We start from the raw sequence: 12058 nt of genomic DNA, 5'->3' as shown, positions 1-12058 counted from the left end.
CTGCGGTCGAACCACTACTGCGTCTTGGCCACGACCGGACCGTTGTAGGCGCCGATGTTCGGGGCGATCGTCCCCGACACCGCATTGCCCCAGTAGTCGCGGCCCCCGTTGCCGGAGATGATGCGGCCGGCTGCGATCGCCGGAGATCCGGCTGTCAGCTTGTATCCGTCTACGGTGTCGAGACCGTCGCGCCCCGTTCCCGGGTTGGCGAACAGCGGATCGGCGTTGATGGCGTTGACGTCCGCAGCAGGGCCGGCGAACCCGTGATAGACGTTGCGGTCGACGGTGATCCCCCGATCGGTGTCGAACCGCGTCAGGCTCGAGCCGACGAAGATGTTGTTGGCGACCACCGAGTTCGCAGCGAGCCGGATGTCGAACGCGCCGCCCGGGTTGTAGAGCGTGTTGTTGTACATCTCGAGCTTGACGTTGGCGTTGCCGCCGCTGCCCGCGTTGACGATCCCCTCGCCCTGCGACACGTTGTACCGCACGACCAGCTCGGGGGTGTCGGTCTGTGCCGGACCGAAGCAGGTGAGGCACTCGAGGTAGAACCCTCCGGCGTTCTCATGGCTGTAGTTGTACTGATACGTGCACGAACCGGTGATGCCCCAGTCGCAGTCCCAACCCATCGAGTCCGGCCCCGGCTCGGTGCGGGCCGACTCGTTGAACTGAAGAACCGGATTTGCGCTCGTGTAGGCCCAGATGCCGGCGATCGCGCCACGGTTGACCGCGTCGTGTCCGGCGTCATAGCTCAGGTTGCGCTCGACCAGGGGGTCGACGGAGACGCCGATCAGGATCGAGTCGGCGGCCGCGCGGAGCACGGAGTTGCCTCGGACGACGACGTTGCGGTTGTGGTTGATGGTGTCGTCCCCATTCGGGGAGCCGACGATCGCGATACCCATCGATTTCACGTCGCGGATCGAGTTGTCCTCGATGGTGACGCCGTCGAAGTATCCCGTGAGCCCGCTGGCTTTTGCCGGCAGGCGAACCTGGATTCCTGCCGAGATGTAGCGGTCTGCGGCGTTGCGGTCCGAGCGGCCGGTGACGTCATGGACATCGAGGTTCTTGATGGTGATGCCGGATCGCACCTCGTTGCCGGTGTTCTCCACGAGCACGCCGCTGCGCTTTCCCTCCGCCGCGGCGATGTTCGTCACCTCCAGGCCGTCGACCGTCCAGTAACTGACGTCCCTCAGGGTGACGGGCGCTTCGACACCGCCTCCCCCGTTGATGATCGGTTTCGCGCCGGTGCCGTAGCTGCCCAGAACGATCCGTTTCGCAGAAGTGCCACTCCCCGACGCCGTGAAGGAACCTGCGCAGGTCGTGCCGGCTTTGAGTCTGATCGAGTCTCCCGCAGCGAAGGCACCCCCCGGAGCCTGGATCGCGGCGAGCGAGTTCCATGGACTGTCCTGCGTGCCGGTCCCGTTGGCGGTCGCCGCGCAATCGACGAAGAACGTGGTGTCCGCGGCGTTCGCGGGTGCCGCTCCTGCCCCGGTCAGGGCGCTCAACACGACGGCGGCTCCGACAGCGGCAGTGATCGCGGCCCTCCAGCGGCCCGGCTTCTGTCGCGTTGCCGCGACGGCGGATGGAACAGAATGCATGGTGCACTTCCTTTCTTCGGAGGGTCCGAGCGGGCGCTCGGACCGGAGGTCAGGTCTTCACGGCACCCGCCGACATCCCCGCGACGACATAGCGCTGCAGGAAGCTGAACACCAGGATCAGCGGCAGGACGCCGAGCAGCGCCGCCGGGAACAGCGTCGTCGGCTCCACCGTGTTCGGGTCGATCAGGGCATAGGCGTTCGCCATGATCGTGCGGTTCTGCTCGCCCTGGAGGAACACGAGAGGAACGATGAGGTCGTTCCACACGACCAGGCTGATGAACGTCACCAGCGTCGCGGTGACGGGTGCGAGCAGCGGGAAGATGACGACGAAGAAGATCCGCAGCGGACCCGCACCATCGATCGCCGCGGCCTCCTCCAGCTCCGTCGGCACCTGGCGCATGAAGCTGGTGTAGAAGAACACGGCGATCGGAAGGTTCATGGCCGTGTAGACGAGGATCACGCTGAGATGCGTGCCCAGGATGTGCAGATCCCGGACCATCAGGTACAGCGGTGCGATGAGCACATAGATCGGGATGGTGGTCCCGATGATGAACACGCGGTAGGTGGTGTTCGTCCAGGAGCGCCCGATCCGGCTCAGCGGGTAGCTGGCCATCGCGCCGAAGGCGACGGTCAGCACGCAGGAGCACACCAGGATGATGAGGGTGTTCGCGACGCTCTGCGCGTAGTTGATGCGCTGGAACGCATCCACGACGTTGTCGAGCGTCAGGTGTTCGGGCCACCCGAGCGGATTCGCCGACACGTCCGCGGCCGGTCGGATCGCGGTCAGCACGGCGAACGCGAACGGAGTCACGAGCAGTGCGACGCCGACGATGAGCCCGATGTCGCCGAGCCGACGTCTGCCCGCGTTCCACAGGCGGTGGTCGCGTGACCGGGCCGGGGCGGGGAGTGATGCGGACATGGATTCAGATCCTTTTCTCGCGCATGCGCAGAACGGACGTGGCGACGCTGCTGAGCACGACGACGATGACGAGGAGGAGGACCGCGATCGTCACTCCGTAGGCGAACTCGCCCGCCCCGCCGAAGACCTTGCGGTAGACGAGGAGGGTGAGCGTGGTGGTTGATCCCGCCGGGCCGCCGTTTGTCAGCACGAACGGGAACTCGAACACCTTCAGCGAGCCGATGAGGGAGAGCGTGATGTTCACCGTGAGCGAGGGGGCGAGGAGAGGCCATTCGATCGTGCGGAATCGGCGGAATCCCGTCGCACCGTCGAGGTCGGCCGCTTCGAGGACGTCGGCGGGCAACGCGAGGTACCCGGCGAGGAAGATCGCCGCGGAGTAGCCGGCGAACATCCAGATGTTGACCAGAGCCACCGCGCCGAGTGCTGTGCTCGTCTCGCCCAGCCAGATGCGGGTGAGGGAGTCCAGCCCGAGGGCGCGGAGCACCTCGTTGATCGTTCCATCCGGTGCGTAGAGATACGAGAAGATGAACGATGCCATCACCGGGGCGACGAGCGTCGGCATGAGGATGAGGACGCTGACCGGTTTGCGGATCCGCGGCCGGTTGTAGAGCGCTCTGGCCAGGAGCAACCCGAAGAGGTTCTGCAGGACGACGACGATGACGGCGTAGAGCACGGTCGTGCCGACTGCTCGGATGACCTCCCCGTCGGTGAACAGTCGTGAATACTGCTCGAGGCCGACGAAGTTCGCCCGGGGGCCCCCGCTGCTGTCCGTGAAGCTGAGCCAGAGGCCGTTGACCAGCGGGTAGAGGATGAGGAGCCCGTAGACGACGAGCGCGGGAAGGAGGAACCCGAGAGCGACGAGGGGACGTTTGGAGATCATGACAATCCTTCAGCGAGAGCGGTGCGGCCGCCGGAGAGGGCGACCGCACCAGGAACGGGACTAATCCGCCTTCTTCGCGATCCCGTCCATCTCGTCGAGGAACTCGTCGGTCGTGATCTCACCGAGGAACAGCGCCTGCAGGCGAGAGCCCATCTGCGTCTGCACGTCGCCCGCCATCCAGGTGTTCGTCTGCATGAAGCGGTAGTTCCCTGCCTCGTAGGACGCGAGGAACTCGCCCGTCGCGTCGTTCTTCGGGCTGGTGCCCGATTCGAACGGAGAGATCGCGTTCTCCGCTTGGAGGAACAGATCGAGGTTCTCGGGCTGAGACCAGAAGTCCACGTATTTCTCCGCGGCGTCCTTCACCGGGGATGCCTCGTTGACGCCCCACATCGTCCCCACGAACAGCAGTTCGTTCGGATCGACGCCCGGCTCCCCACCCGGCCAGGCCGTGAACTGACTCTTGATTCCGGCTTCGGCGACGCCGCCGAGGTTCCAGGCTCCCTGGAGCCAGAAGCCCGTGTCGCCCGCCGTGAAGTCGTCTGCGCCCTGCGACCATTCGTCTTCGCCGAGCTCGGTCTTCCAATCGATGAAGCCCTGCTCCTGCAGGTCGAGCAGCTGCTCGACCGCCGGCTTCCAGTCCGAGAAGCTCGCATCACCCTCGGAGAACTCTTCGTCCCAGCCCTTGTCGACGGTCGTGGCCGCAGCGTTCAGCAGCGCCATCGCGCCCGTCCACCCGGCCTTGTCGGGAAGAGTGATCGGGTCGTGGCCGGCAGCCTTCAACTTGGCGAGCGCGTCGAGGAAGCCGTCCCAGTCCTTAGGCACCTCGTTCACGCCGACCTCGCTGAGCAGTTCCGTGTTCGAGTACAGGCCGACGCCGATGGCCTCCATGGGCATGGCGAGCACGGCGCCGTCATAGGTCGCGAAGCTCTCGACCTCGGGGGTGATGTCTTCGGCCCATGGCGCAGATGACAGGTCCGCGAGGTACCCCGACTTCCCCCATGTCGCGAGAAGGTTGCTGTCCAGCATGATCACGTCGGCGGCGGTACCGGCCAGCAGCTCAGGCTGCACACGCTGCGAATAGGCCTCGTTCGCGGGAATCGCCTCGAACTCGAGTTTGACGTCGGGGTTCGCCTTCTCGAAAGCCGCATTGATCTCGGCGACGTTCGCCGGCTCACCTTCGCCGCCCTTCCAGCCGTACACCGAGAGAACGGTACGACCGTCCTCGGTCATCGTCGACGGATCGCCGGATGAACAACCGCCCAAAACCAGGACCGTCACGACGGCGGTGAAGGCACTGGCGGAGCGGATCATCCGCTGCTGCGACTTCTTCATTGAAGGATCTCCTTTATCGGGAAGCGAGGACGTCGTCGAGGTTTCTCTCATGACCGAACCGATATTTAGGTAACCGGTTGCCTAACGCTGTTGGCGAGCGTAAATTGATGCGCGTCGCCTTGTCAAGTGCTCGCATCTGTGGGCGATACGACCCCGATCACGCCCTGGACGAAGAGAGCAGATGCCCATCGCCACGCATCCCACTCCGGCACCTTCCGCCGCGAGTTCCGCCCGCCCTTCCCGCCTCGATTGGTTCCGTTCCGCCTCGTTCGGACTGTTCATCCACTTCGATCAGGCGAGCCAGCTCGGAGTCGATCTGTCCTGGCCGATGGTCGGGCTCACCAGCGATGACGGCACAGGAGTGCACGCCCGACAAGCCGTGGACTACTTCCGGGATGCCGACGAATTCGACCCTCGAGAGTGGGATCCTCACGCCATCGCACAGGCAGCGAGGGATGCGGGGATGCAGTACGCCGTCTTCACGACGAAGCATCACTCGGGCTGGGCATCCTGGCCGAGTGAGGCGACGCCGCTGAACATCTCCACGTCTCCCTACGGGGCTCGCGGTGGCGACCTCGTCCGCGACTACGTGGACGCTTTCCGAGAGGCCGGACTCCGCATCGGCTTCTATTACTCCGTCTCCGACTGGTCGGATCCCGACTATCCGGCATGGCGCACCGAGTTCGCACCGTATGCGTTCGAGGAGTACCCGCGCGCGACGCCCGCCCAGTGGGCCAGGTTCCGCGAAGGGATGAAGGCGGAACTCACCGAGCTGCTCACGAACTACGGGCGGATCGATCTGCTCTGGTTCGACGGCGGGTGGGAGCGCACCGAGGGGGAATGGGACAGCGCGGAACTGGAAAGGCACATCCGCTCCCATCAGCCGGACATCGTCCTCAACGACCGCCTCCCCGGCATCGGCGACTACGTGACGCCGGAGCAGTCGATCCCTGCGGAGCTTCTCAGCGACGCCTGGGAAGCATGCATCACCATGAACGACACGTGGGGATGGGATCCGAGCGACCACGACTACAAGACCACCGCACACCTGATCCGGACGCTCGTCGACTGTGTCGCGAACGGCGGCTCGCTCCTGCTGAACGTGGGGCCGAGCAGCACCGGCGCTCTGCCGCCCGAAGAGGAGAAGACGCTCGGCGAGATCGCCGGCTGGATGGGCACCCACCGTGAGAGCGTGATCGGCGCTCGACCGGGACTCGAGCCCTGGCAGTTCTACGGCCCGACGACCGTCAACGCGAACGACCTGTACCTCCACCTCGTCGCCTGGCCGGACGAGACCGCCACCGTGCGCGGCATTCGGCCTCAGTCCGTGCTCGGCGTGGAGCTCTTGACCACCGGGGAAGACCTCCACTTCCAAGCCGTGGTCGATCCCGCGCACGCCCGCGGCGACGACCCTTTGGGCAACCTGGTCATCTCGATCCCGCGGGCTCGGCCGGCAGGCCCCCTACCGGTGATCCGCATCCGCTTCCGCGCAGGCATAGTGCGGGCGGAAGAGACGACCGCGGGGGCTGCCACGTAGCCCTCACGGAATGATGGCGGCGGTCCGGATCAGGTGGATCCCCGCGGCCTCGCCCGACTCGTGCCGCCAATCCCCCTCCCGGTCGACGAAGCTGCGAAGCTGGATGCCGTCATCATCCCCCACCCCCGTCGCCGTCATGCTCCTTCCAGAGTGGGAACCGCAGAGGCGTCGAAGCAGGAGCCGTCCCGTGAGCGTCGCGTCCCCCCTTCCCCTCATCCGCCGTCCGCTCGCCGAGGGCTGGCGCGTCCGCCCGAACGGCGGCCCCGCACAGGTGGCCGATGCGTGGATCCCCGCCGTCGTCCCCGGTGTGGTGCATCTCGACCTGCTGCGGGCGGGCCTCATCCCCGACCCGTACCTCGACGACAATGAATCCGCCCTCGCGTGGATCGGTCTCGTGGACTGGACCTACGAGGGCAGCTTCGCGCTCGAGTCGGAGGAGCAGGCGGCCGATCGTCACGAGCTCGTGTTCGACGGGCTCGACACCGTGGCGACCGTCACCGTGAACGGGCAGGTGATCGCCGAGGTCGCCAACCAGCATCGCTCCTATCGACTGGACGTGACCGACCTGCTCACCACCGGCGACAACACGGTCACCGTCGCCTTCCGCAGCCCGGTCCGGTACGCCGACGCGCAGAGCGTGGCGCTGGGTGCGCGCCCACGCCCCTACCCCTCGCCGTTCAACGCCCTGCGCAAGTCGGCGTGCAGCTTCGGGTGGGACTGGGGCATCGCCACCTACTCGAGCGGCATCTGGCGCGAGGTGCGTCTGGAGTCCTGGTCGGACGCCCGGCTGAGCGACGTCCGCGTCCATGCGACACCGGACGGCACGGAGGGCACGGTGCGCGTCGCCGTCGAGGTCGAGCGCGCCTCGGCACTCCCGCTCGACCTGAGGGTCGAGGTCGCCGGGACCGCGCAGACGGTTCCGATCGCCGCCTCGGAGACGTCGGCGGAGATCGAGGTCCGGGTGAGCGACGTCGAACGGTGGTGGCCCGCCGGCCATGGCACCCAGCCGCTGTACGACGTCGAGATCGCCCTCCTGGACGACGGCACGGCGCTGGACTCCGCGACCAGACGCGTCGGGTTCCGCGACCTGCGCTGGGACACCACCGCGGATGCATCCGGCACACCGTTCACCCTGTTCGTGAACGACCGCCCGATCTACGTGAAGGGCGTGAACTGGATTCCCGACGACGCGTTCCCGAGCAGAGTCGACCGGGATCGGTACCGCACCCGACTCGAGCAGGCGAAGGCGGCGAACCTCAACCTGATCCGCGTCTGGGGCGGCGGAATCTACGAGTCCGAGGACTTCTACGATCTCGCCGACGAGCTCGGCCTGCTGGTCTGGCAGGACTTCCTGTTCGCCTGCGCCGCGTACGCGGAGGAGGATCCGCTGCGCGCCGAGATCGAGGCGGAAGCGCGGGAGAACGTCGCACGCCTCGCCCACCGCGCCTCACTCGCTCTGCTCACCGGCAACAACGAGAACACCTGGGGGTATGAGGACTGGGGCTGGAAGACGTTGCTCGACGGCAAGACCTGGGGCGCCCACTACTACTACGAGCTGTTCCCGGCGATCATCGACGAGCTCGCCCCGCACGTTCCCTACGCACCCGGAAGCCCCTTCAGCCCGGGCGCGGGGTGGGACGGGCGTCAGCAGACCGGCCCGCATCCCAATGACGAGGCGCACGGCACCATGCACCTGTGGGAGCAGTGGAACCGGCGGGACTGGCCGACGTACCGCGACCATCGCCCCCGGTTCGTCGCCGAGTTCGGGTGGCAGGGGCCGCCCGCGTGGTCGACGCTGACGCGGTCCATCTCCGACGATCCGATCACGCCCGACTCCCCCGGCATGATCGTGCACCAGAAGGCCGCCGACGGGAACGCGAAGCTGGGTTCCGGCCTGGTCGCGCACTACCCGATCCCCGACGACATCGAGACCTGGCACTGGGCCATGCAGCTCAATCAGGCGAATGCGGTGGGTTTCGCGCTCGACTGGTTCCGCTCACTGGCTCCGCACAACGCCGGCGCGATCGTGTGGCAGCTGAACGACTGCTGGCCCGTGACCTCGTGGGCGGCGATCGACGGCGACGGACGCGAGAAGCCGCTGCTCTTCGCCATCAAGAACGCCTTCGCACCCCGCGTGGTGACGGTGCAGCCCGCCGGCGACGGCCTCGAAGCCGTGCTGCACAACGACACCGATGACACCTGGTCGGACAGCCTCTCGCTGCGACGGATCGGCTTCGACGGCACAGTGCATGCCTCGGTCGAGGTGGCGGTGTCGATCGCTCCGCGGGAGTCGACGCGCGTTGCGATTCCGGATGCCGTCGCCACGCCCGGCGACGTCTCCGCCGAGCTGATCGTCGCCGATGTGTCCGGAGCGCGCGGGCTCTGGTGGTTCGCCGAACCCCGCGACAGCGCTCTCGCCGAGCCGCGCCTCACCGCCGAGGTGGAGCGCATCGACGGCGGCGGGCACCTGCTGACCGTCACGGCGGGCGCACTGGTGCGCGACCTCACCCTGCTCGTCGACCGGCTGTCTCCCGACGCCCGCGTCGACCGCGGCCTGGTGACCCTGCTTCCCGGCGAGCGTACGGTGTTCCGCATCGACGGTGTGGCCGAGCTCGACGCCGCCACCGTTCTCGGTCCGCTGGTCGCGCGATCCGGGAACCAGCTGGTCGCCGGGCGGTAGCACCCTGCCGCCATCACCCGCCGTTGAACAGTTGAGGGGCCTCCGCACGGACGGAGACCCCTCACCGGTTCAGGCCCGCGGCAGCCGCAGCGTCACGAGTTGGAACGGACGCAGCGCCAGACGGATGCCGTCGGCATCCTGACCCGTCAGCACCGCCTGCTCGCTCTCACGCTCGAGCAGGTCCACTTCGCTGGCGTCGCCGCTCGAGAAGTCCACGGTGACCGTGGCGTCTGCGCGACGCCCGAGAGCCTCGTACAGACGGACGATGACGTCGCCGCTGCCGTCTTCGGCGAGCTTGACCGCCTCGACCACCACACCCGGGTGATCGATCGAGACGAGGGGCTTCACATCGTCGGCGCCCTCGATGCGGCGCTCTACGAGGTTCGTGCGGTACCCCTCGGCGATCGCGTCGACGAGCTCGCCACCGACGACGATGCCCACCTCCAGATGATGCCGGCCCTGGTCCTGCTGCGGGTCGGGGAACAGCGCAGCCCTGACGAGCGAGAGCCGCACGGTCGAGTACGTGCCGCCCGTCTCACGCGGATGCCGGGTGATGTCGTGACCGTAGGTGGAGTCGTTGGTGACCGCGACACCGAAGTCGCTCTCGCCCACTCTGACCCACCGGTGCGCCACGGTCTCGAAGCGCGCGGCATCCCACGAGGTATTGGTGTGGGTCGGACGCACGATGTGCCCGAACTGGATCTCGGAGGCGGCGTGGTCGGTGTGCACGTCGACGGGGACGCTGAGCTTGAGCAGCTTCTGCTGCTCGTGCCAGTCGATGTCGACAGCCAGCTTCAGGGTTCGCGACCCCTCGTCGAGACGGATGCTGTGCACCAGCGTCGACGCGCCGAAGGAACGCGAGATCACCACGGCGCCGTCGACGATCTCGATGCCGTCCGCCTCGAGGAGGTCGGTGACGTTGCGGCGGTAGTGCTCGTCGATGTCCCAGGCATCCCACTGCGTCGGGGTGTCCCGGTGCAACTGGAAGACGCCGGCGTTCTGACCTTCCGGCACGACCTCGCGGCCGCTCGCCAGGTCGATGATCGACGTCAGCACCCCCCGGGCGTCGATCGTCGCACGCACGAGCCCGTTGTCGAGCACAAACCCGCCGTCCGCCGCGACCGGCGTGACCGGTGCGACCGCATCCGCCTCGCCGATCGCCAGCGCGCCGACCGAGGCATGCCCGTGCGGGGCCGCGTTGGCCACGAGGCTGCGCGTGCCCTCGCCGACCAGCGCACGCAGCGAATCGGCGATGATCTGCTCGAGCTCCACGGCGATCGCCGCGTAGTTGCGCTCGGCATCCTGGTGCACCCAGGCGATCGACGTTCCGGGCAGGATGTCGTGGAACTGCTGGAGGAGGACGAGCTGCCAGAGGCGTTTGAGCTGCTCGGTCGGGTAGGCGCGTCCGGTTCGGACAGACGCCGTCGCCGCCCAGAGCTCGGCCTCGCGGAGCAGGTGCTCGCTGCGACGGTTGCCCTGCTTGGTGCGCAGCTGACTCGTGTACGTGCCGCGGTGGAACTCGAGATACAGCTCGCCGCTCCACACCTCGGGCGACGGGTACTCGGACTCGGCCTGCTCGAAGAACGCCCGTGGCGTGGAATGCCGGGCGACCGGCGACCCTTCCAACGACCCCGCGCGCGCGACCTGCGCAGCCATCTCCCGGGTCGGTCCGCCTCCGCCGTCGCCGTAACCGTACGGCAGCAGCGAGACACGGGCTCTGCCCTTGTCCTGGAAGTTCCGCTGCGCATGCGCGAGATCGGCCTGCGAGGCGTCCGAGTTGTACTTGTCCACCGGAGGGAAGTGCGTGAACACGCGCGTTCCGTCGAGGCCCTCCCAGAGGAACGTGTGGTGCGGCATCCGGTTCGTCTCGTTCCAGGAGATCTTCTGCGTGAGGAACCACTTCGATCCCGAGGCCTTGATGATCTGCGGAAGGGCGCCGCTGTAGCCGAAGGAGTCGGGCAGCCAGACCTCGGGGGTGTCGATCCCGAACTCGCGGAGGAAGAAGCCCTTGCCCTCGACGAACTGGCGGGCGAGGGCTTCGGAGCCGACCATGTTCGTGTCGGACTCGACCCACATGCCGCCGACCGGAACGAAGCGGCCCTCGCGCACGCGCTCGACCAGCCGCTCCCAGATCTCCGGATAGCGCTCCTTGATCCAGGCGAACTGCTGTGCCGACGAACTGGCGAACACGACGCCGGGGTTCTCGTCCATCAGCGAGAGCACGTTCGAGAACGTCCGCGACACCTTGCGAGCCGTCTCGCGCACCGGCCACAGCCAGGCCGAATCGATGTGCGCGTGCCCGACGGCATGCAGCACGTGCGCGCTGGCATGGGCGGGACTCGCCAGCACCTCTCGGAGCGCCTCACGGCCCGCTGCCGCCGTGCCCGCGACGTCATGCGGGTCCACGAGGTCGATCATCCGATCCAGCGCCTGCACGATCTCCGCCCGCCGCGGCGACGAAGCATCCAGCTCACCGAGGAGCCCCCGCAGGATCACGGTGTCGTCGAGCAGTGACTCGACGGTCAGGTCGCGCAGGGCCACGTCGACCACGCGGAGTACGTAGATCGGATCGGCACCGGCGGTCTCGGGGTCGCCGAGCGCGGTCGGGTCGAAAGTGAAGATGCTACCCACGTCGGGATTGGACGCCGCCTCGAGCAGCACGTCGATGCGGCCGTCCGACTTCACCGCCGCCGCGACAGCGTTGTTGAACGGCGAGATGCCCTTGATCGGAGTTCCGTCGAGGCCCCACACGAGAGCCTCGGCCTGGAAACCGCTCTGTCCTGCCGTGAACCCGAGGTCCACGACGAGCTCTGCCCTGGTGCCGTCAGGAAGTTCGCCGGATGCCGTGCGCCATTCGGCCGGGACCTCCCCACTCACACGGAACCACGTCGTGCCCCAGGGGCGCCCCCACGGAGCGCCGACCGCGGTGGGGAGGTAGTCCGCCTGAACGGCATCCGCGAAGGGCACCGGCTCCCCCGGCACCTCCCACGCGCGTACCTCGAGCGGGTGGCTCAGGCGGTGACGTGCCGGACGGAGGCGCTCGCGGATGAATCGGTCGATGCGCATCTCGATGAGCGCGGTGCGGTCATGCATGTGTGGTGCTTTCTGGATCGAG

8 protein-coding genes are annotated in these 12058 nt (G+C 67.4%); 2 read left to right on the top strand and 6 right to left on the bottom strand.

From position 1 onward, the window contains the following. Nucleotides 1-14: 14 nt before the first annotated feature. The 4 genes from ACIOTO_RS07815 to ACIOTO_RS07800 are packed head-to-tail and all read right to left on the bottom strand — an operon-like array spanning nucleotide 15 to nucleotide 4726. On the bottom strand, nucleotides 15-1595 hold the full coding sequence (locus tag ACIOTO_RS07815; protein WP_400857312.1) for a hypothetical protein: 1581 nt from the start codon (nucleotides 1593-1595) through the stop codon (nucleotides 15-17). 49 nt (nucleotides 1596-1644) lie between these two features. After that, on the bottom strand, nucleotides 1645-2514 hold the full coding sequence (locus ACIOTO_RS07810) for a carbohydrate ABC transporter permease (protein WP_400857311.1): 870 nt from the start codon (nucleotides 2512-2514) through the stop codon (nucleotides 1645-1647). A 4-nt stretch (nucleotides 2515-2518) separates the two neighbouring features. Then, nucleotides 2519-3394: a carbohydrate ABC transporter permease gene (locus ACIOTO_RS07805; RefSeq protein WP_029264277.1), complete on the bottom strand. Its 876-nt coding sequence runs from the start codon at nucleotides 3392-3394 to the stop codon at nucleotides 2519-2521. Nucleotides 3395-3454: 60 nt separating this feature from the next. Then, nucleotides 3455-4726, bottom strand: coding sequence for an ABC transporter substrate-binding protein (locus tag ACIOTO_RS07800; RefSeq protein ID WP_400857310.1), 1272 nt, complete (start codon nucleotides 4724-4726; stop codon nucleotides 3455-3457). Between the two features lie 181 nt (nucleotides 4727-4907). Here ACIOTO_RS07800 and ACIOTO_RS07795 point away from each other — a divergent pair, with 181 nt between their 5' ends. Next, nucleotides 4908-6263, top strand: a complete 1356-nt coding sequence (locus ACIOTO_RS07795; RefSeq protein WP_400857309.1) for an alpha-L-fucosidase — start codon at nucleotides 4908-4910, stop codon at nucleotides 6261-6263. Nucleotides 6264-6266: 3 nt separating this feature from the next. On the opposite strand, the gene ACIOTO_RS07790 is transcribed toward ACIOTO_RS07795, so the two are convergent. Then, nucleotides 6267-6401 (bottom strand): hypothetical protein, encoded by a 135-nt coding sequence (locus tag ACIOTO_RS07790; RefSeq protein WP_269319675.1) that lies wholly within the window; start codon nucleotides 6399-6401, stop codon nucleotides 6267-6269. Between the two features lie 49 nt (nucleotides 6402-6450). Between ACIOTO_RS07790 and ACIOTO_RS07785 the strand changes: the two genes are divergently transcribed. Further along, entirely contained in the window at nucleotides 6451-8943 is a 2493-nt protein-coding gene (locus ACIOTO_RS07785) for a glycosyl hydrolase 2 galactose-binding domain-containing protein (RefSeq protein WP_400857308.1), read from the top strand. 69 nt (nucleotides 8944-9012) lie between these two features. Here the strand turns inward: ACIOTO_RS07785 and ACIOTO_RS07780 are convergent, their stop codons facing one another. Beyond that, a complete protein-coding gene (locus ACIOTO_RS07780; RefSeq protein WP_400857307.1) occupies nucleotides 9013-12036 on the bottom strand; it encodes an alpha-mannosidase in 3024 nt (1007 codons plus the stop codon). Between the last annotated feature and the right edge of the window lie 22 nt (nucleotides 12037-12058).

The organism is Microbacterium sp. NPDC087592, assembly GCF_044743585.1.
In the GTDB taxonomy this organism is placed as follows: domain Bacteria; phylum Actinomycetota; class Actinomycetes; order Actinomycetales; family Microbacteriaceae; genus Microbacterium.
This window is presented reverse-complemented; position numbering and strand designations above follow the sequence as displayed.

Excerpts from the sequence above, each read along its gene's own strand:
- ACIOTO_RS07790 (WP_269319675.1), bottom strand. The coding sequence starts at position 6,401 with ATGACGGCGACGGGGGTGGGGGATGATGACGGCATCCAGCTTCGCAGC.
- ACIOTO_RS07800 (WP_400857310.1), bottom strand. The coding sequence starts at position 4,726 with ATGAAGAAGTCGCAGCAGCGGATGATCCGCTCCGCCAGTGCCTTCACC.
- ACIOTO_RS07815 (WP_400857312.1), bottom strand. The coding sequence starts at position 1,595 with ATGCATTCTGTTCCATCCGCCGTCGCGGCAACGCGACAGAAGCCGGGC.
- ACIOTO_RS07810 (WP_400857311.1), bottom strand. The coding sequence starts at position 2,514 with ATGTCCGCATCACTCCCCGCCCCGGCCCGGTCACGCGACCACCGCCTG.
- ACIOTO_RS07795 (WP_400857309.1), top strand. The coding sequence starts at position 4,908 with ATGCCCATCGCCACGCATCCCACTCCGGCACCTTCCGCCGCGAGTTCC.
- ACIOTO_RS07805 (WP_029264277.1), bottom strand. The coding sequence starts at position 3,394 with ATGATCTCCAAACGTCCCCTCGTCGCTCTCGGGTTCCTCCTTCCCGCG.
- ACIOTO_RS07780 (WP_400857307.1), bottom strand. The coding sequence starts at position 12,036 with ATGCATGACCGCACCGCGCTCATCGAGATGCGCATCGACCGATTCATC.